The organism is Dehalococcoidia bacterium (assembly GCA_025060295.1).
Taxonomy (GTDB): Bacteria; Chloroflexota; Dehalococcoidia; order Lucifugimonadales; family HRBIN23; genus HRBIN23.
Genome location: JANXCH010000011.1, coordinates 173873 through 193880, shown reverse-complemented (window position 1 = coordinate 193880; position 20008 = coordinate 173873). Strand labels below are relative to the sequence as shown.

General features: G+C 66.0%; 19 protein-coding genes. 6 read left to right on the top strand and 13 right to left on the bottom strand.

Annotated elements, in window-relative coordinates; all coding sequences use genetic code 11:
* Positions 1-82 precede the first annotated feature (82 nt).
* The 8 genes from NZ951_06040 to coaE all read right to left on the bottom strand — a co-directional run bounded on the left by NZ951_06040 (position 83) and on the right by coaE (position 9556).
* Positions 83-1165 carry a hypothetical protein gene (locus NZ951_06040; protein ID MCS7207476.1) on the bottom strand — a complete coding sequence of 361 codons (1083 nt, stop codon included), beginning with the start codon at positions 1163-1165 and terminating at the stop codon, positions 83-85.
* Between the two features lie 128 nt (positions 1166-1293).
* Complete coding sequence (locus NZ951_06035; protein MCS7207475.1) at positions 1294-2679, bottom strand: NAD(P)/FAD-dependent oxidoreductase; 1386 nt, start codon at positions 2677-2679, stop codon at positions 1294-1296.
* Between the two features lie 2 nt (positions 2680-2681).
* Entirely contained in the window at positions 2682-3761 is a 1080-nt protein-coding gene (locus tag NZ951_06030) for a flippase-like domain-containing protein (protein MCS7207474.1), read from the bottom strand.
* Positions 3762-3828: 67 nt separating this feature from the next.
* The gene (locus NZ951_06025; protein ID MCS7207473.1) at positions 3829-4194 is read right to left on the bottom strand and encodes a hypothetical protein; all 366 of its coding nucleotides are present in this window, start codon (positions 4192-4194) and stop codon (positions 3829-3831) included.
* Positions 4195-4198: 4 nt separating this feature from the next.
* The gene (locus NZ951_06020; GenBank protein ID MCS7207472.1) at positions 4199-7426 is read right to left on the bottom strand and encodes a VWA domain-containing protein; all 3228 of its coding nucleotides are present in this window, start codon (positions 7424-7426) and stop codon (positions 4199-4201) included.
* A complete protein-coding gene (locus tag NZ951_06015; GenBank protein MCS7207471.1) occupies positions 7399-8013 on the bottom strand; it encodes a CoA pyrophosphatase in 615 nt (204 codons plus the stop codon). The genes NZ951_06020 and NZ951_06015 overlap by 28 nt, the downstream gene beginning before the upstream one ends.
* Before the next feature lie 11 nt (positions 8014-8024).
* A complete protein-coding gene (locus NZ951_06010) occupies positions 8025-8951 on the bottom strand; it encodes a CbbQ/NirQ/NorQ/GpvN family protein (protein ID MCS7207470.1) in 927 nt (308 codons plus the stop codon).
* Between the two features lie 5 nt (positions 8952-8956).
* Positions 8957-9556, bottom strand: coding sequence for a dephospho-CoA kinase (coaE, locus tag NZ951_06005; protein ID MCS7207469.1), 600 nt, complete (start codon positions 9554-9556; stop codon positions 8957-8959).
* A 99-nt stretch (positions 9557-9655) separates the two neighbouring features.
* On the opposite strand from coaE, the gene NZ951_06000 reads away from it, so the two are divergent.
* The 5 genes from NZ951_06000 to NZ951_05980 are packed head-to-tail and all read left to right on the top strand — an operon-like array spanning position 9656 to position 13116.
* Positions 9656-10156, top strand: a complete 501-nt coding sequence (locus tag NZ951_06000; protein MCS7207468.1) for a MaoC family dehydratase N-terminal domain-containing protein — start codon at positions 9656-9658, stop codon at positions 10154-10156.
* 36 nt (positions 10157-10192) lie between these two features.
* Entirely contained in the window at positions 10193-10651 is a 459-nt protein-coding gene (locus NZ951_05995; GenBank protein ID MCS7207467.1) for a MaoC family dehydratase N-terminal domain-containing protein, read from the top strand.
* A gap of 27 nt (positions 10652-10678) precedes the next feature.
* Positions 10679-11125: a MaoC/PaaZ C-terminal domain-containing protein gene (locus tag NZ951_05990; GenBank protein ID MCS7207466.1), complete on the top strand. Its 447-nt coding sequence runs from the start codon at positions 10679-10681 to the stop codon at positions 11123-11125.
* 35 nt (positions 11126-11160) lie between these two features.
* Entirely contained in the window at positions 11161-12111 is a 951-nt protein-coding gene (locus tag NZ951_05985) for an SDR family oxidoreductase (protein ID MCS7207465.1), read from the top strand.
* 21 nt (positions 12112-12132) lie between these two features.
* Complete coding sequence (locus NZ951_05980; GenBank protein ID MCS7207464.1) at positions 12133-13116, top strand: SDR family oxidoreductase; 984 nt, start codon at positions 12133-12135, stop codon at positions 13114-13116.
* A gap of 57 nt (positions 13117-13173) precedes the next feature.
* Here the strand turns inward: NZ951_05980 and NZ951_05975 are convergent, their stop codons facing one another.
* Positions 13174-13953, bottom strand: coding sequence for a protein phosphatase 2C domain-containing protein (locus NZ951_05975; GenBank protein ID MCS7207463.1), 780 nt, complete (start codon positions 13951-13953; stop codon positions 13174-13176).
* 24 nt (positions 13954-13977) lie between these two features.
* The gene (locus NZ951_05970) at positions 13978-15525 is read right to left on the bottom strand and encodes an MFS transporter (protein MCS7207462.1); all 1548 of its coding nucleotides are present in this window, start codon (positions 15523-15525) and stop codon (positions 13978-13980) included.
* Between the two features lie 377 nt (positions 15526-15902).
* On the opposite strand from NZ951_05970, the gene NZ951_05965 reads away from it, so the two are divergent.
* On the top strand, positions 15903-17228 hold the full coding sequence (locus tag NZ951_05965; protein MCS7207461.1) for an MFS transporter: 1326 nt from the start codon (positions 15903-15905) through the stop codon (positions 17226-17228).
* Here NZ951_05965 and NZ951_05960 read toward each other — a convergent pair.
* From NZ951_05960 to NZ951_05950, 3 genes are read right to left on the bottom strand one after another with little or no spacing between them, the layout of a single operon-like run.
* Positions 17179-17949 carry a glycerophosphodiester phosphodiesterase gene (locus NZ951_05960; GenBank protein ID MCS7207460.1) on the bottom strand — a complete coding sequence of 257 codons (771 nt, stop codon included), beginning with the start codon at positions 17947-17949 and terminating at the stop codon, positions 17179-17181. The genes NZ951_05965 and NZ951_05960 overlap by 50 nt on opposite strands.
* A gap of 10 nt (positions 17950-17959) precedes the next feature.
* Positions 17960-18670 carry a lipoyl(octanoyl) transferase LipB gene (lipB, locus tag NZ951_05955; GenBank protein MCS7207459.1) on the bottom strand — a complete coding sequence of 237 codons (711 nt, stop codon included), beginning with the start codon at positions 18668-18670 and terminating at the stop codon, positions 17960-17962.
* A 15-nt stretch (positions 18671-18685) separates the two neighbouring features.
* The gene (locus NZ951_05950) at positions 18686-20005 is read right to left on the bottom strand and encodes a 2-oxo acid dehydrogenase subunit E2 (GenBank protein MCS7207458.1); all 1320 of its coding nucleotides are present in this window, start codon (positions 20003-20005) and stop codon (positions 18686-18688) included.
* Positions 20006-20008 lie beyond the last annotated feature (3 nt).

Here is a 20008-nt window from a genome sequence, read left to right as displayed (position 1 = left end):
AGTCGCAACTATCACAAGGATGGTAGCATGGTTGCCCCGCCTCTGCAAGGGGGAAGGGGTGTGGCGGTGTCCCTAGAAAGGGCTAACCTTGAGCGTCGCCAGGAGGGGCAACGGTGCCGTCGGTAACCTGCCACACCTGCATCGTCCGCGCTGCCTGGGAAGCGTCGGGGGCCACCCACGCCCCCGCCACGACGGGCACCGCCTCCAGGCCCGCTGCGGACAGGATATCCGCCCGCTTCCGTGCCTGCACCACATCCTCCAGCCCCACGCCCCAGGAGACCTCCACCACCAGGTAGACCTCCCGCCCATCCCTGCGCCATCGCCCCCGCACCAGCAGGTCAGCCTCGGCCAGCGAAGCCACCTGCTGGTGGGTGAGACGCCCCGCCGCCTCCAGGTCTTCCAGAAGGTGCATCACCTCTTCGGTGGTGAGGACATGGGTGCGCCGCACCAACTCCCGTAGGTAGGCGGGGGCATAGGTGCGGTAGCGGGCCTCGGCTGCCCAGCCCTTCACCTGCCCTAGGTCGGACGCCATGCGCTGCTGCACCTCCACCAGGGTGCGCATCTGCTCTGTCAGCTGGTCCATCCGACGGGTGAGGGTTTCTACCTGAGCTGTAAGATCATCCACCCGCTGGGTGAGGGTGTCCACCCGTGCCGTCAGGGCGTCCAGCCGTTGCGTAAGGGTATCCACTCGCTCGGTGAGGGCGTCCACTCGCCGGGTGAGGATGATGAGGTCTTGGGCGAGGGCGTCCACCCGTGCGGTGAGGATGTCCAGCCGTTGGGTGAGGTCGTCGACCCGCTGGGGGAGGGTGTCCACCCGTGCGGTGAGGGTGTCCAGCCGTTGGGTAAGGTCATCCACCCGCTGGGTGAGGATGACGAGGTCTTGGGCGAGGGTGTCCACCCGCTCGGTAAGGGCGTCTATCCGCTGCGTCAGGTGGACCAGGCCCTGGGCGAGATCTTCTACCCGTTGGGTGAGGCGTTCCTGGTGCTCCGCCAGGCGGGCCAAGTGCTCCTGGGTACGCTTTTGGGCTTCGGCCAGCGCCTGCACCACCGGGGGCAACGCCAACACCTCCTCCGTCAGCACCCAACGGCGCAATTCCTCCCGCCACTCGGGGTGCTGGCGGAGCAACTGTAAGAGATCTCCGAACTGTTGGGGGGATGTGCTCATCGGGGACCACCCGAAGCCAGTATAGCATGCACCCTAGTGCAGCCGCGACGCAGGGTGCACGGAAAGGCGCTTGGCGTGGGGAAGGGGCACCTGCCCCTAAGAGAGGACGGGGTCGTAGGCGTAGCCCGTCAGGCCCACTCTTCGGCCGAGGTGATGCTGTCGGGGATGGCTGGACGGGGCAACTTCCCCTGCACGGGCAGGCCGTAGTCCTTCAGAAGCATGCGGGCCACTTTCCGCCCCAGGCGCACGCTGTAGTTGGTCCCCCGGTCCTCGGGGTAAATCTGGGTGGTGTTGGCCAGGTAGAGACCTTTGATGGGCGTGCGATGGGACGGGATGCGGCGGGAGTAGTGGGTGGTAATGATGGGCTGGGCGGCCTCCTCCCGATGGTAGTAGCTCTCCTCAATCCAGGATGGGTCAAAAGCGGGGTTGAGGCGGCGCAGGTGGGGCAGATAGGTCTCCAGCAACTCGTGGTGGCTCATACGCGCCAGAGGGTCGTTTTTGTCCAGGTAGTTGGAGATGTAGACGATGTGTTTCCCCCCGTAGTGCTGCGGGGGGATGTAGTTGGTGTGCTCAATGATCGCCACAAAGGGGATGCTCCGGTCGGCGATGTTGAGCCAGTAGATAGAGGAGAGGGGACGCCGCAGCACCAGGACGATCAGCACGGCCGCCAGGTAGGTAACACCTGTCAGGCGCTCCAGGTATGCCGAGGGCAAAGATGGCACCAAACGGGGGAAGATGAAGGACGGCACTGTGGCGATAATAGCGTCAAAGGCCTCTTGGCGTGTACCGTTGGGGGAGTCCACCTCCAGCCCCACGGCCCGCTCCCCGTCCACTAGCACGCGGCGCACGGCGGTGGCCAGGTGCACCTGCCCCCCGTGCTTTGTAACCTGCTCCCCCACGATGTCAAACACCTCCCCGAAACTGCCCATGGGGTAGCCCAGGCGCTCCTGGGCCATCAACCGCCCTCGGGAGGCGAAGCGCAAGGCGATTTTCCCCCAGAACCAGGCCAGGCCGATCTCCTGGTAGTGGCGCCCGAACTTGCCCCGTAGGAGGGGCTCCCACACCACCTCGTAGGGGCGTTGCCCCACCAAGCGGGGGAGGCGCTGGGTGGCGGTGTAGGGTTCCAGGGCGCGCCAGTTGCGATAGCGTTGCAGAGAGAGGCTGATGAGGCCCAGGCGCAGGCGTTGCGGAAGGGTCAGGGGGGCGAAGCGCAGAAGGTCTGTGGGGGTGGTGAAGTTCCAGATGCGCCCTCCATAGAACAGGCCCACTTTAGACGGAATCCACGCCAACCGCTGGCCCAGGCCCACCTCCCGGATGAGCCACACCATGTCCACATCGCTGGTGAACAGGTGGTGGTAGCCCCGCTCCAAGCGCGCCCCGCCCACAGTGAAGGTGCTGGCCTGCCCCCCCAGGAAGGTGGCCCGCTCAAAGACCACCGCCTGGTGGCCCTGGCGCACCAGTTCGTAAGCGGCTGCCAGCCCCGCCGCCCCCCCGCCGATGATGCCCACGCGCATGCCTACCCCCTGCCTTCACTGCTTCGTGCCGAGGAGATCACCATCTCGGGGCGTTGGCTCTCCCGAGCCAGGCGCATTAGGGAGATGTTCTCCGCCCACAGGTAGATCAGCCCCAGAAGGATTACCGGGACCAGGAGCGCCATGTGGGCGACCAAGGCGAAAGCCGCCGCGCTACTGGCCGGGGCACCCAAGATGGTCAAGGTGGCGGCGGCGAAGAACTCGAAAGGCCCCACACCACCCCCCGTGGAGGGGATGGATAAGGCCAAGTTGGCCACCACCACGGTGAGCACCATAGCCGCCCCTAACGCGCCCCATCCCCCCAACTCCCCCTCCAGACCAAAGCCCACGCCGATGACCGCAAACATGGACGCCTCGGCCAGCCACACGGGCAGGGAGAGGCCGAGGATCATGCCCCACCGCTGAGGGCTTTTGAGCACCGCCAGGCCGTTGAGGAAGCGTATCCCGAGGCCCAAGGCGGGGGTCCGCAAACGGGGGGGGAGCCCACGGCCCACGGCGAGCAGCCCCCTGACCGTGCCCTTGGGGAATAACGCCACCACGACCAGCACCCCCACCGCCACGAAAAAGGGAACGCTCAGCCCCAGGGTCAGCACCAGCCAATTGATGCCCGTCTGGGCGCCCAGGGATTGCAGGATGGTGGCCATGGGCATAAACGACCACATCAGCAGGGCCAACAGGAGCAGAGTCAGGCCATCAAACACCCGCTCCACCACGATGGTGGCCAGGGCGGAGGTGGCGCTGATGCGCTCCTTCTCCCAAAGGAAGTAGGACCGCACCAGTTCTCCCAAGCGCACAGGTAAGAGGTTGTTGGCCATATAGCCCACCGTCAGCACCGTCCACAGACGCCCCAGGGAGGGACGCCCCAAAGGGTGCAGGATAACCCGCCAGCGCAGGGTGCGGAACCAGAGGGCCACAAAATACAGCCCCACTCCCGGGAGCACATACCAGTAGTTGGCCTGGCGCAGGGCATGGAGCATCTGGGGAATGTCGGCCCGCCAGAGGAACAACCCAAGGAACAGCAGGCTCCCCCCGATGCCTAACCAAAAGCGGGGGGCACGGAGCATGCACCCTCCTTGAGGGTAGGATAAGTTATGGGATATCCCTTGACAATCCCATGCTAGCAGACGGGGCCTACATCTCCGCCGAGGTGGTGCCGCGCAAGGTCTCCGCCTCCTCCAACAAGCGCTCCAGCAGGATGTAACTGGAGGGCTTGCGGAAGTCCAGGCAGGAGATGGCGATGGCCCGCCACAGGACGCCCGTGGACACCTCTGCCTGCACCTTCTGGCCCAGAGGGGGCACGGGCACCCCCAGCGCCCGGGCCACAAACACCGCCGCCTGCATGCCGTTGCGGGACAGGGGGCAGACGGTAAGAGCCCGCCCCCGGTGCAGGAGGGTTACCCCTCCTTTCCCCTGCCGCAAGGTAACACTCAGGTGGGCGCGGGGCGTGGCCAGCACCTTCTCGGCATAGGCCAGAGCACGCTTGCGGGAGAGGGCCATAGACCTAAACAGTGAGCCGGCGATACAGGAAGGGCAAACGCTGGGGCAAGGAGTAGATGTCCGCCAGCACCTCGTAGCCGATGTCGGCGCACATGGTCTTGAGGTAGTCGTGCCCGTTCTTGTCCACTGTGAGGCAGAAGGGGATGATGTTCTTCTGCTTGGCCTCTAACAGGGCCTTGTGGGTGTCGTGGACAGCGTATTCTTTCTCCACGCCCTCTCGGCTATAGCCCCGGTCCTGGGGGCGGCCGTCGCTCAGGAGGAACAGCACCTTGGTCTTGGCCTCCACGGCTTCCAGTTTGGTGATGGCGTGGCGGATGGCGGGTCCCATGCGGGTGGCGTGGAGGGGGGATATCTTGTCGATGCGCCGTTTCACGCAGTCGCCGAAGGCCTCCTTGATGTCCTTGATGGCGTAAAACTCCACGTTCTCCCGCCCGTAGCCCGAAAAGCCGTAGATGCCATACTGGTCGCCCAGGGTCTGAAGGGCCTGGATCAGGATGACCAGGCTCTCCTTCTCCAGGTCTATGATGCGCTTATAGGTGCGGCGGGGGTGCTCCCCGCGGCGGGTGCGGAGCCATAGCATATACTCCACCGGGTCGTCGGGGGCGTCCCAGGACTCCTGTTTGCTCTCCTCAATCGCCTCGGCGGTGGAGGCGCTCATATCCAACACGAACACCACCGCCACATCCCGCTCCACCTTATTGCGTCGCCAGTAAACCTTTTCCGAGGGGGTGAGGCCGGCGCGCCGGTCCACCATCGCCTCCAGCACTGCGTCCAGGTCAAACTCCTCCCCGTCCTTCAAGCGCTTAATCTTGCGGAAGGTCTCGGGCACCACCAGTTCAAACTGCTTGCGCACCTGGTTCACCAAAGCGGCGTAGGTCTGAAGGGTCTGGTCCCAGAAGGCCGTATCCCCTTCGGCCATGCTCTTCTCCCGCACCATGCACCACCGGGGCTTATAGTCGCCGGCGCGGAAGTCCCATTCGTCGTAGAGGTAGGTATGGGGCTCGGTGGTCTCCAGGGGGCCCCCCTCGTCGTCTATGTGCATAAGCGGGCCCTGGCCAAAGGCGGGGACAGGTGGGGGTTGGGCGATGCCCGCCTCCCGCATGAGGTTGTTGGCGAACATGCCCACCGTTTGGGAGATATTGCCCTGCTCCGCCTCCAGTTCGGCGCTCTCCTTGAGCAGTTGCTCCAGAAGCTCGCGGGTGATGGCGTCGGAGGCGGATTGGTTTTGTCTCTGCTCCCCCGTTTGCTTCAGTTTGGCCAGCAGTTGCACCAGTTCGGGCTTGAACTCGCCCCGATAGTCCACCTGCTTGGGGGATTGATAGGGCTGTTCGTGGGGCTGGCGCTCGGGGCGATCCTGGGGGGAGAGGCTTTGGAGCACCTGGTGGAGGGAGGTGTCTTCCTGCTGCTCCTGCTCCTCCTGCTCCTGGTTGTAGTCCTGCTCCTGCCACTGCTCCTGGGGGAGGTGCTCGTTGGGGACGCGGGAGATGATGGCATAGGCGCGGAGGGTGGCTTCGGCGGTGTCCTCCACCGTGGTGGCGGGACGGGTCAGGATGCGGACCAGGCGGGCCAGGGCACGGGCCTCCTTCAGGTACGGAAAGGGGGTCGGGAGGCGATACTGCTGAAGGGTCAAGCGCACCAGCAGTTCCACCAGGGCCTCCCGGGCGGGCAGGCTCTCCAGAGGGGGGCGTTGGGCCAGGGAGTCCTCCTGCACCCGCTGGTAGGGGGTGCGGATGCCGGCGTATTCCCGTTTGACCCGGGCGTCCAGGCGCCCGTCCTCCAGCACGGTGAAGATATCCAGGGCCAGGCGCTTTTCCGGAAAGAGGGCGAAGAAGCGCTGCATATCGGTGAGCCAGGCCTCTTGGGTTGGGAGGGAGGGGGGCTTGAGAGTGGGGCGTAGGTCTTTGAAGCAGGTGGAGGGGCGGTGATAGGCGAAGGTGAAACTGCCGAACTCCAAGTGGGCCACCTGGTGGGTGGCGATGACTTTATACCAGGCGAAGTTTTCGGCCTTGCTGGGGTAGCGGTCGGCCAGGGGGGGCAGGTAGACAGTGGTGCCCTCGGTGGTGGGCTTCTCTTTGTCCACCCAGCCGATGCCCTTCTGAACCAGTTCCTGGGAGGAGGCGATTTCCACCTGGGAGCCGGCCAGAGCGCGACAGTACAGGCGCATAAGGTCTTTGACCCGCCCCAGTTCTACGGCCGAGGAGAGGGCCTCCAGCACCTGCTCGGCGCGGACGGTCTCCAGGCGGAAGTAGGCCAGGCCGGCCTCTTTGTGGGTGCGCAGCAGGCGCACCCCCTCGGCAAACCACGCCTCCATCTGGGGGAGGGTGATGCGCTCCAGCACTGCGGGGGCGTTCTTGAGAAAGTCGGGGAGGGCCTCCGGGGCCACTGCCTGGAGGGCCTCGGCCATACCCAGCAGGGTGGCGTGGGCGGAGGCGTCCACCTGGGCCAGGGCCTCCGAGGCCTCCAGCAGGAAGGTGGAGAGGTTGGCATACCCGCTCTTGGCCAGGCATTCGGCCAGGCGCAGGAAACGCCCCCGTTGGGACCTCTCCAGGCGAGGCAGGGCGCGGGCGGCCGCCTCAAAGCAGGCCTTCACCTCTCGCCAAGAGGCCGTCTCCGAGAGGGCGGAGAGGAGGGCTACGAAAGCATCCCGATGCTCCCCTATCTTGGGGAACACCTCCTCCCCGAGAACCAGACACTCGGTGGCTAAATCGTAGGAGCGGGTGGTAAGGCGCTCCAGGAAGGCCACGAACCGCTCCAGGTCGGGGAAGGGGAGAGACGCCAGAAGGGAGGGGCTGGCCTCAAAGAAGCGCACCGCCAAGGCGGTAGATTTCCAGGTGCCCTTGTAGAAGCGCTGGCCCAGACTTACCCATTGGGGGATGCGGGAGGGGCGGATGTGGGGGACACTGGCCGGCCCGGCGCGGAAGTAGGCGACGGCCATGGACGGGGACTGCTGGCAGAGGTCATAGCCCCCTTGTGCCCAGAGGGGGAACTGCTCCCAGGTGAGCACGGGGAGCACGGTGGGGCTGGCTTTGAAGTACTCGGCGGCGGCCTCCCAGGAGCGGGGGGCTTGCTGGGCCAGGGCGAGGCCGTGCCGTGCCCACCACAGGAGGCGCTCCCCATTAGCCATCCGGCTCATCTCCCCCAGGGCGCGGGTGTATTCCTCCAGCACGGCCGGGGGGTAACGTTGGAGGTCTAAGGAAATCTGCGTCAGGGTGAGCGGTGTGTGCCCGTCCATGGTGGCTCCCTTCCCAGGGCTTGGCTGGCGATGGTCAGGAAGGCGGTTAGGATGCGGGCGGTGGCCCCATAGACCACCCGCCCACGGTAGGCATAGGAGAGGTGCTGTTCCACCCGTCCGTTGTCCACATGGGTTTCGTGGCGCAGAATGGTCGGGTCCAGGAGGGCAGGCACGGGGAGTTCCACCACCTCGGCGATCTCCACCGGGCTGGGGCGGAAGGGGTACGGGTAGGGGATGATCCCCACAAAGGGGAAGATGGCGAAGCGGGAGCGGGTGCGCACCCAGGGCAAGGCCCCCAGCACCTGCACATCGGCGGGATGGATCCCCATCTCCTCCTGGGTCTCTCGGAGGGCGGTGGCCAGCAGGTCCTTATCCTCGGGGGCGGCGGCCCCGCCGGGGAAGCACATCTCCCCCTTGTGGTGAGCGACCAGGTCGGTGCGCCTGTTCAGGAGCAAGTGGGGCAGGCCCTCTTTGCTATAGAGCACCAGGAGCACCGCCGAGGGGGCCAGCCCCTCATCGGGGATGGTCAGGGCCCCGGGGGGGTGCAAAGAGGCGTGCAGACGCTGGAAGAAGGGGGTAGTCTCCATCGGTTAGGCCTCTACTCAAAAATGGAGGCCACGACCTCCTCAATGCTCCGCTGGATAGGGGCGTCGTCGGTGAGGGCCCATACGACCGCCACCTGGCAGGCACGGCGCGGGGGGATGCCCTTGGCGATGAGTTTGCCGGCGTAGATGAGCAAGCGGGTGGAGACGCCCTCTTGCAGGCCGTGCTCCTTCAGGTTGCGCACCTTCTCCCCCAGTTTGGCCAGACGCCACGCCACCTCCGGGGACACCCCCGCCTCGTGTTCAATGACCTTGGCCTCCAGTTCCTTGGGCGGATAGGTGAACTCTATGGCGATGAAGCGCTGGCGGGTGGACTGCTTCAGGTCTTTCAGGGCGCTCTGGTAGCCGGGGTTATAGGAGATGACCAGGAGGAAGCCGTCGTGGGCCTCTAGGAGGATGCCCCGCTTCTCCACCGGGAGGATGCGCCGGTGGTCGGTGAGGGGGTGAATGAGCACCGTGGTGTCCTTGCGGGCCTCCACGATCTCGTCCAGGTAGCAGATGGCCCCCGAGCGCACGGCGCGGGTGAGGGGGCCGTCTATCCAGCGGGTGCCCTCCCCCTCAATGAGGTAGCGTCCCACCAGGTCGCTGGCGGTCAGGTCTTCGTGGCAGGCCACTGTAACCAGGGGGATGTTGCGGCGCGGGGGGGAGTCGTCCTCGGTAGGCTCCTCGCCCAGGGGGGCTTCCCCCTTGTCGGCGGGTTTCACCACCACCAGGGGGCGGCTAAGGCGGTAGGCCATGTATTCCACGAAACGGGTCTTGCCACACCCCGTGGGGCCCTTCAGGAGAACGGGAATCTTCTGGTAGTACGCTGTTTCGAAGAGTTGCACCTCGTCGCCCTGGGGGAGGTAGAAGGGCTCGTCCCGGACGACATACTCTTCAATGCGCAGTTCTCTGTAGAGGGTGGGTTTGCGTGCTGTGGGCATTGTGCTCACCTTCGTGTAACGATGCGTTCTTGCCAAAGGGTTTCTAGGCGTCGGCGCAGGTCTTCCAGCGACCCTGCGTTGTCAATCACCACGTGGGCACGGCGGATGCGCTCCTGCGGGGGCATCTGGGCACGCACCCGCGCCAGAATGGCCTCCCGCGGCAGGCCCGTGCGGGCCTGGGCACGCTCCACCGCCACCGCCTCGGGGGCCGTGACCACCCAAATTTCGTCCACCAGAGGGTCCCAGCCCGCCTCCAGCAGGATCGCCGCCTCCAGAACGATAACCTGGTGCCCTTGCGCCTTGGCCTGCTGGATGCGCTCCTGGGCCATGCGGAACATCTTGGGGTGCATAATGGCGTTGAGGCGGGCCAAAGCCTGGGGGTCGTTGAACACGATGGCACCGAGGCGCTTGCGGTCCACCTCCCCGCTGGGGAGGAGGATGTCTGTGCCGAATGCCTCCACCACCTCCTGCCAGGCCTGGGTGCCTGGACGGTAAGCCTCGTGGCCCAGGGCATCGGCGTCAATCACCACCGCCCCTAGCTCCCGCAGGATGCGGGTGACGGTGCTCTTGCCCGTGCCTATGCCCCCTGTAACGCCGATAACCACAGGCAATTCTACAATACTCCCCTTTCAGGATAAATGCAATGGTAGCCCCTTGGGGACGGGAGCGTCAAGCCCCACGCCCCCTTGACACCCTTAGGAGGCTTGTCTACACTGCTTGCGGGTTGGGCCGATTGCTGGTTCGGAGGTGCCCACATGGCCCAGGCTCCTTTGCTCACAGAGGAACAGCGACGCTCCCTTATCGGCAAGGAAAGTCGCCCTGTCTCCACCCTCGTGGAGAAGGGGCACATCCGCCGTTTTGCCGAAGCCATAGGGGATCCGAACCCGCTCTTTACCGACGAGGCTGCTGCGCGGCGCACCCGCTACGGGGGGATCATCGCACCCCCCACCTTCCTGCGGGCGGTGCGCACCGAGATGGTGGCCCTGGACCTGCCGGGCAGTCGCCTGCTGGACGCTGGGAGCGAGTGGGAGTATTTTGAGCCGGTCCGCCCCGGGGATGTGATCACGGCGGTGGCGCGTGTCGTGGATGTGCGGGAGCGCCCCCTGCGGGTGGGGCAGGCTCTCTTCGTGGTGCAGGAGATCACCTATACCAATCAGTTCGGGCAGAAGGTGGCCACCCAACGCTCTACCCTCATTCGTTACTAGAGGGTGGCCAACCTGTTCACCCGAGAGGGGGAAAGGATGACGCTCACCGCCCAGGTGCACACCGCCTTGCAAGCCCTCCAGAAGGCGGTGGGGAGTGTCTCGGAGCCGGTAACTTATGAGGTGGAGGCGGGGCACATCCGCCGTTTTGCCGAGGCCATAGGGGATCCGAACCCGCTCTTTACCGACGAGGCTGCTGCGCGGCGCACCCGCTACGGGGGCATGGTCGCACCTCCCACCTTCCTGCGGGCTTTCCCCCCCAATCCCCTGCCCGTTCCCGACTTCCCGCTCGCCCGTCGCCTGGACGGGGGGAGCGAGTGGGAATACCATGAGCCCATTCGCCCCGGCGACCGCATCACCGTAGTCCAACGCCTCGCCGATGTGCGCCTGCGGGAGGGGCGCCTGGGGCCAATGCTGTTCATCATTCGGGACATAATCTATACCAACCAGTTTGGACAGGTGGTGGCCACCCAGCGGGCCACCGGCATCGCCTACTAAGCCCAGTTAGCAGAGCGAGGAGGCGCTATGGGCAAGGTGCTCTATTGGGAGGATGTGAGCGAGGGTCAGGAGATACCCCCTCTGGTGAAGCATCCCACCACCCAACAACTGGTTAAGTATGCGGGGGCGTCGGGGGACTTCTATCAAATCCATTACGATAAAGACTTCGCTTTGGCCAACGGCTTGCCGGGGGTCATCATCCACGGGGCGCTGAAGAACGCCTGGCTGGGCCAACTCATCACCGACTGGATCGGCGAATACGGCACCCTCAAGAAGCTCTCCTGCCAATATCGGGGGATGGATGTGCCGGGCGATACCCTCACGGCCAAGGGGCGGGTTACCCGCAAGTATGTGCAGGATGGTCAGCACTTTGTGGAGTGCGAGATTTGGATTGAAAACAGCAAGGGGGAGCGCACCACGCCCGGCTCGGCTACGGTGATTCTGCCTAGTCGCGCCAACCCCCTGGGGGCGTAACCCCCATCCGACGCAGCGAAAGGAGGTCAGACAGGATGCCAGACACCTTGAAAGATAAGGTTGCTGTGATTACGGGGGCAGGGCGGGGCATCGGCCGGGGTATCGCCCTGTTTTTCGCCCAGGAGGGGGCGAAAGTCGTGGTGAACGACCCCGGCGTGAATGTGGACGGCACCGGGGGCACCACCTCAGTGGCCGATGCAGTGGTGGAGGAGATTCGCAAGGCGGGGGGACACGCCGTCGCCAACTACGACAGCGTGGTCACGATGCAGGGCGGGGAGAACATCATCAAGACCGCCCTCAACGCCTTCGGCAAACTGGATATCGTGGTTACCTGCGCCGGCATCCTGCGCGACCGGATGGTCTTCAATATGACCGAGGAGGAGTGGGATGCGGTCATCGCCACCCACCTGAAGGGCACCTTCACGGTGGTGAAGCCCGCCTGTGTTATCTTCCGTCAGCAGAGGTCGGGGCGCATCATCACCTTCTCCTCCGAATCGGGCCTCATCGGCAATTCGGGGCAGGCCAACTACGGGGCGGCCAAGTCGGGCATCGCCGGCTTCACCAAGGTGGTGGCACGCGATATGGGGCGCTATGGGGTAACGGCCAACTGCATCGCCCCCCGCGCCCTTACCCGCATGACGGCGGGCATTCCCGAGGCGGCACGGCAAATTCGTGCCCAGCGGGGCATCGCCGGCATAGAAGAGGAGGAGGGCATCGCCCAGTGGCAGCCGGAGGATGTGGCTCCCTTTGTGGCCTACCTGGCCAGCGACTTCGCCGCCCATATCAACGGGCAGATTTTCCTGGTGTATGGCGACACCATCGCCCTGATGTCCCAGCCCCGCCTCATCAAGACCATTTATAAGCCCACAGGCTACTGGACGGCGGAGGAACTGCGGGAGGTGCTCCCCAAGACTTTGACGAAGGGTCTGGTCAATCCCGCACCACCCCAGCCCCCTCAGCCGGCCCCCACCCAGCCTACACGCTAACAACCCGCAGAAAGGAGCGCTATGGCGAGGCTTCTGGAAGGGAAAGTTGCTGTGGTTACCGGCGGTGGCCGGGGCATCGGTCGCGCCGTGTGTTTGGCCCTGGCCAAGCACGGGGCTAAAGTGGTGGTCAACGACCCCGGCGTGGCAGTGGACGGCACGGGCTTCTCCCAGGCACCCGCCCAGGAGGTGGTGGATCTCATTCGTGCCCAGGGGGGGCAGGCCGTCCCCAACTTTGACACCGTGGCCACGATGCAGGGCGGGGAGAACATCATTAAGACCGCCCTGAACACCTACGGCACCATTGACATCCTGGTTACCTGCGCCGGCATCCTGCGCGACCGGATGATCTTCAATATGACCGAGGAGGAGTGGGATGCGGTCATCGCCACCCACCTGAAGGGCACCTTCACGGTGGTGAAGCCCGCCTCCATCGTGATGCGCCAGAAGCGCTACGGGCGCATTATCACTTTCTCCTCGGTGTCGGGCCTGTGGGGCAACTCGGGCCAGGCCAACTACGGGGCGGCTAAAGATGGCATCGCCGGCTTCACCCGCGTCATCGCCCGCGACCTGGGGCGCTATGGCGTTACCTGCAATGTCATCTCCCCTGGAGCCGAGACCCGCATGACCCAGACGGTCCCCGAGAGTGCCCGCCAACTGCGCGCCCAGCGGGGTATCGTCTCCTCTAGCACCGTTGTGCCCCGCACCTTCCCCCGTCCCCCCGAGGCGGTGGCCGAGGTGGTGGTGTGGCTGGCCTCGGACGAGGCGGCCCACGTGAACGGGCAGATTTTCCACGTGGCGGGCAACATCGTGGGGCTGATGAATAACCCCGCCGTGGTGAAGGAACTGCGCCGGCCGGGCGGGGGGCGCTGGACAGTGGAGGAGATCGCTGCCCTGTTCCCGCAGGCGTTAGGAATGGACCTTGTCAACCCCGCACCGCCCCAGCCTCCGCCGCAACCCGCCGGCCAGCCCGCTCCCACGGCCCAGGCCCCCGCACCTGCCTCCTAGCCGTCTCTCCCTTGTGCTGATGAAGGGGCAGGGGAATTCCCCCTGCCCCTCGGTTTTTCACTGGCTACGGGGCGTTATGCGTACCACCAGGACGGTAACATTGTCGGTGGTGTTACGGGTCAGGGCCTCCTCGACCAGGTGGTGGGCCGCCTGGTGAGCGTCGGCGTGCCCTGCGGCGAGGGCGCCCGCCTCGGCATCGGAGACCACATCCCACAGGCCGTCGCAGGCCACCACCAGGGTGGTCTCCTGGTGGGGTGGGGGCAAAAAGCCCACCTCGGGAGTGGGGATGACGAAGCGGGCGAAGGCAGGGTCGCCCAGAGCGCGCGCCACGGCCAGCCCCCTCCCATCCGGGAGCACTACATACGGCCCCCAGAACTGGGCTCCCAGGGCTTGCAGGCGGGCGAACTCTTGGGGGTCGCGCACCCGATGGTCGCGGGTGAGGCGGTGCACCTGGCCCCCAGCCACACGGACGATACGGGAGTCGCCCACATGGGCATGCCACACCCCATGAGGGGTAACCCACAGGGTGGCGGCGGTGGTGCCGGAGGCGGTCTGGGAGCAGATGCGCTCCGAGGCGGTGGTGTAGGCGTGGACGAAGGCGTGGGGCACTGCCTCCGGGGCGCCAGGGGGCTGGGCGGCCAGGGCCTCCAGGAACAAGCGGGGGAGCAGGTCGGCAGCCAGGCGCGCCGCCTCGGCCCCCCCGTGCCCATCAAACACCCCTGCGAAGAGGGTGCCTGGCCGTCCCCCCAGGGCGGGGAGCACGCACCAGGCGTCCTCGTCCGTCGGACGGGGCCCCTGGTGGTGCGCCACACCCCACGCCAGAGCGAAAGTCGCCATCGGTGCGCCCCTCCGTTGTGCAGGCTAGGCCATCGGTTCGTGCCCCCCGTCGGGGCGGGTGCGCAAGGGAATTTCCCGCAAAAAGAGCACCAGCAGGAGGGCCACACCCAGCACAATAGTGGCCACCAGGAACACATCGCTGATGGCGACGGCTAGGGCGTGGCGCAGGGCCTGGGCAAGCCCCTGAGCCACAAGGGGGTCGGGGATGGAGGTGAGGGGGCCGCCTCCGGAGAGGTCTCCCCGCCCCAGAAGGGACTGGGGGTTACGGGTAAGGTTGTCCAGGAGGACGGGGGGGAGGCGGGATGCTACCGGGGGCGGAAGGGCATCAGCAAAGGCGTGGGTGAAGCGTTGGGTAACCAGCGCCCCCAGCAGGGCCAACCCCACCGTCCCCCCCACCGAGCGGAACAGTTGGGTGGCCGAGGTGGCGATGCCCAACACCTCTTGGGGAACGGCGTTCTGCACGGCGATGGTGAAGGCGGGGAAGGTGATGCCCAGGCCCAGCCCTATCACCACCACGGTGCCCACCGCCCAGGGATAGGAGGTGTCTGGCCCGAAGCGGGAGAAAATGAAAGTCCCCACGCCCATAATGGCGATGCCCACCAGCCCGTGCAGGCGGTAATGCCCCCCCAGGCGGGAGAGGGCCTGCCCCGACAGGGTCGCACCCGTAATGACCCCCAACATCATGGGCGTCAGGAAACTGCCACTACTGGTGGCCGAGGCCCCCAACACCCCTTGAAAGAACAGGGGCACGAAGATAATGGCACCGAACATGCCCAGGCCGGTCAGGAAGATAGCCCCCAGGCAGATGCTTACGATGCCGTTGCGGAATAGGGCCGGGGGGATGAGGGGATTCTGCGCCCGCAGTTCTACCCAAATGAGCAGGAGAGCCATCGCTGCGGCGAAAACCAGTGCCCCCACCACCTGGGGGGAGGCCCAGGGGTAGTCCACCCCACCCCAAGAGAGGCCCAACAGCAGAGGCACCATGGTCAGCACCAGGAGCACCGCCCCAGGGATGTCCAGGCGGGGGCGCTGGGCCATCCCGCCCGACTGGGGGAAGAAGCGCACCAGGATGGCCAGCACAGGGATGCCGATGGGGATGTTGATGAAGAAGATCCAATGCCACGACAGGGCGTCGGTGATGAACCCGCCCAGGGTGGGGCCCACAACGGACGCCAACCCGAACACGGCGCTCATGAACCCCTGGTATTTGCCCCGCTCGGCGGGGGCAAACAGGTCGCCGATGATGATGAAGGCCACAGCCAGCATTACCCCAGCCCCCAGGCCCTGCACGGCACGGGCCAGAATCAGTTGGGTCATGGTCTGGCTGAGGCCGCACAGGGCCGAGCCCACCAGGAATACGGCGATGGCCCCCAGGTAGAACCCCTTGCGCCCATAGTAGTCGGTGAGGCGGCCCACGATGGGCACCACCGTGGTGGAGGCGAGCATGTAGGAGGTGGCTACCCAGGTGTAGCGCTGGAACCCGCCCAAGTCCTGCACGATGCGGGGCAGGGCAGTGCCCACGATGGTTTGGTCCAGGGCGGCCAGGAACAATCCCAGCATCACCCCCAGCATTGTTACCCCAACGGTGGATCGCCTGGACCCTGGAGGGTTAGACGGCGAGGCGACTGCTGAAGGCTTCATTTGCGTCCCTCCGACGTATGACCACCCTGTGGGGGTGTTACCTTTACTTCATAATACTCCTGGGCACCCCGCTGAACGGGGGGCTGTCAGGTGCTGTGTGGGGGGATGCCTGCAGGGGCCGTTGGCACGGTGCGCTATCTGAAAAACAGCCCTCGGCATCGGCTTGGGGGTGGGCCCTCGCAACAGAGTGCATCCCCCAAGGGGTTGTTTGCGGTTGCGTTGCTGCCTCCGGTGCCAGAGGCCATTTGACAGCCCGCGGCCGTTCTGGGATGATAAATGTAAGGCGTCTCTCTTGAGTCGCCGGCGCTATGGAACGACGACAAACCCTCAGGCCTCCTTCGGGGGGCCTGAATGAGCCCGCTCCAGCGGGCATTCTGACCCCCGTTGCCCCCGCACGGCCCATCCCCACCATCGCTTCTGGGTGGCCCCTCATCGCTGCGGCGTGGACGGTGTTCTTGCTGGGGTTGGCGGTTCTGTGGCACGCTAACGGTATCTTTCTGGTGGAGTGGGAGCGCACCTTCGGGTGGGGGCGAGGTCTGATCGCTGGGGCGTTCTCGTTGGGGGGGGCGCTGTCGGCTTTAGCCACCCCCCTCATCGGTCGGCTGGCTGACCGCTACAGCGTGCATCGCCTCGTCATCGCCGGGGCGCTAACCATGGGCGGGGGATTGGTGCTCATCGCCCTCATTCGGGCACCCTGGCACCTGTACCTCAGTTACACCCTGGCTTATCTGGGCTTTACGCTGATGGGGCATGTGCCCATGGGGGCAGTGTTGGCCCGCACCTTCCCCCGTCGGAGGGCGCTGGCCATCGGCATCGCCCACACGGGCATGGGGAGTGGGGGCATCCTGCTGGCTCCGCTCATTCCTTTGCTGATCACAGTGATGGGGTGGCGGTGGACGCTGGTGCTCTTTGGGGTGGTATCGGCAGGGATATTGGTCTTGTTAGGACACACCCTCTTCCGAAGGGCAGCCTCGCCTCCCGTTGCCCGGAGTGGACGCACCGAGCGGGGCACCAGCCTGGGCGACGCCCTGCGCAGCCGAGAGTTCTGGGTGCTGGCGTTGGCCTTCGTGTCGGCCAACCTGGCGCTCAGCGGTATTGGCGCCCACATGGTCCCCTTCCTGGCCGACCGGGGCGTCTCCCTGCAGAGGGGGGTGTGGGCCATTGCGCTGCTGGCCTTTTCCCATGTGGGGGGGAAGTTGGGGCTGGCGCTCCTGTCGGAGCGCTTCCGCCCCCACTATCCGTTGGCGGTGGCCTATGGGCTGGGGGCGCTGGCGGTGCTCCTGCTGGTGATGGTGGGCGCGCCCTGGACGGCCTATGTATCGGCAGCCCTTGTAGGGCTGGCCATGTCGGCCACCACGGTGTTCCAGCCTATCCTGGGGGCGCTCTATTTCGGCACCGCTGCCCTGGGGGCCATCCTGGGGGTGCTGTTTGCCATCACCTTCTCCTTGGCCTCGGCGGGGGGAGCGGTGGCAGGCCTCCTGTATGACACCACAGGCACCTACCGCTTGCCCTTCCTGCTGTTCCTGGGGCTTCTACTGGTGGGGAGCCTACTGGTGCTGGTGGCGGGGTGGCGGGTGCGCCCTGCTACCTCTGCCCCAGCGCCTCCCGTATCTGTGCCGGGGCATCGGTCTTGAGGAAGTCCACACCCCACTCCACCAGGGTGCGGACCACCTGGGGGTCGTTGACCGTCCAGGCGTCCACCCAGAGGCCGGCGGCGTGGGCCTTCTCCACCATCTCCCGGGAGATGGCCGTCCAGTGGGGGTGAAGCACCTCGGCCCCGGCGTAGCGGGCCAGGGCCACATGGTCGCCCACATCGGCGCTGTAGCACACCCCCACAGGGATGTGGGGGGCCATCTGCTTAAAGCGCCGCACGCAGGGATGGTCAAAGGAGAACACCTCCACCTGCTCCTCCATATCCCAGCGTTGCAGGAGCACTAGCACCTTCTCCTCTATGCCGGGGTAGCGCATGGGGAGGGTCTTCAGTTCAATCTTCAGGTAGGCACGCCCCTGTGCCCACGCCAGCACTTCCCCCAAGGAGAGGATGCGTTGGCCGGCGAAGGCGGGGTCAAACCACGCCCCCGCGTCCAGGGTGCGCAGGGCCTCAAAGGTGTGGGCGCTCACCAGCCCCTTGCCGTTGGTGGTGCGCTCTAAGGTGTGGTCGTGGATGACCACGGGGATGCCGTCTTTGGACAGGTGCACATCCAGTTCAATCACCTCGGCCCCCTGCTCCAGGGCCAGGGTGAAGGCGGCGATGGTGTTCTCGGGGGCGAAGGCCATAGCCCCCCGATGGGCTACGACAACGGGACGGCGCTGGCGGACGAACTCCCGATAGGGCAGGCGGGGGGAGATGCGCATAGCACTCCTTTCAGGGCGTAGCGGGGACGGGCGTCCCCACGAGACGCTCTACCTGTTGGCGAGGGAGCCATTCCAGAAAGGCCCCCAGGTGCTCGGCAAGGCTCCGGGCGACCAGGGCTTTGACCTCTCCCATGTCCACAGGACGCCCCAATACCTTCACGATGGAGGTTACCCCGGCATCGGGCATCCCGCAGGGGACGATGGCCGAGAACCAGGAGAGGTCGGTGGAGACATTCAGGGCGAAGCCGTGCATGGTGATGGCGCGGCTGACCCGCAGGCCGATAGCGCACACTTTCTCCTCGCCCACCCACACCCCCGTGAGGCCGGGGCGGCGAGTGGCCCCAATGCCCAGCCGTTGCAAGGCGGTGATGAGGGCCTCCTCCAGCAGGCGGACGAAGGCCACCGGCCCCAGGCCCCGTTCCCGCAGGTGGATAATGGGGTAGCCCACCAGTTGGCCGGGGCCGTGGAAGGTGGCCTGGCCGCCGCGGTCTACGGGAATCACCTCTACACCCTGGATGGAGAGGGCTTCCAGGGGCACCCGCACATCATCCAGGGTGCCTCTGCGCCCTAGCGTGATGACGGGGGGATGCTCCACCAGCAGAAGGAGGTCGCCCACCCGTCCCTGGGCGCGCCCCTCCAGAAGCCTGTGCTGAAGTGTCCAGCAGGGGCGGTAGGGCATGGTCCCCAGGTCGGCGACCCACAGGGGGGAAGACAAACGCATAGGTGGGATACCCTTCTAGTAAAGGGGTGTCTGGGGGCCCATGCTCTCCAGGCGGCGCTTCACCGCCTGGGTGAAGGCCCCTATTTGATGCCCGTCCAAGATACGGTGGTCAAAGGTAACAGTGATGTTCATCATATGGCGGATGGCGATGGCGTCGTCCACCACCACGGGGCGCTTGACCACCCGCTCGGTGGTGAGGATGGCCGCCTGGGGGTAGTTGATGATGGCCTGGGAGAGCACCGAGCCTAATGCCCCCGTGTTGTTGACGGTGAAGGTGCCCCCATGCACATCGTCCAGGGTAAGGCGGTTGGCCCGCGCCCGCTGGACCTTGTCGTGAATAGCCTTGGCCAGGCCGGCGATGCTGAGGCGGTCAGCGTCGTGAATGACGGGTACCACCAACCCCTGGGGTGCCGCCACCGCAATGCCGATGTGGATGCGCTTTTTGAGGATGATCTTGTCCCCTCCCCAGGTGGCGTTGACCAGGGGGTTCTCCTTGAGGGCCTCCACCACCGCCTTCACCACAAAGGGGAGGAAGGTGAGTTCCACCCCCTCCTTCCGCTCAAACTCGTCCTTGATGGTTTCCCGCCAGCGGGCCAGGGCCGTGACATCCACCTCCACCATGCTCCAGGCCATGGGGATTTCCCGTGCGGCGCGGGCCATGTTCTCGGCGATGGTGCGGCGCACGGGGGTGAGGGGCACCACCTCCTCATCGGCCCCCGGGGTGGGGCGGGCCGGGGCGGGGGCTGGGGGTGGGGAAGCGGGAATGGGTGCAGGCGGGGCGGCGGGAGCGGGCGCAGGGGTGGGGGCAGAACGGGCCTCCAGGTAGCGCAGGATGTCCTGCTTGGTGATGCGCCCGCCCAGGCCCGTGCCCTGAATGCTCTCGAGTTCCTGCGGGGTAATGCCGTGCTCGGCCACCAGGCGCTGCACCACCGGGGAGAGGGGTGGGCGCTCCCGCCCTGCCGTGGGAGCAGGGGGGGTGGGCGCAGGCTCCTCCCGCGGGCGTAGGCCCGTCGGCCCCAGCACCATGCTGGGGGACGGCTCCTCCATCACGGCGGGGGGGGGCTTGGGCGCAGGGGGCGCAGCCGGCGCAGGGGCTTCGGCCGTCTCTATCTCGCAAATGGCGCTCCCCATGGGGACGGTGGCCCCCTCGGGCACCAAGTGGCGCACCAACACCCCGTCCACCGGCGAGGGGAACTCCATCGTTACCTTGTCGGTAACCACCTCTGCCAGGGGCTCGTACTTCTTGACCCTTTCCCCCGGCTGTTTGAGCCACTTCTGGATGACCCCTTCGGTTACCGATTCCCCCACATGGGGGAGTTCAATGCGCACAGGCATAGG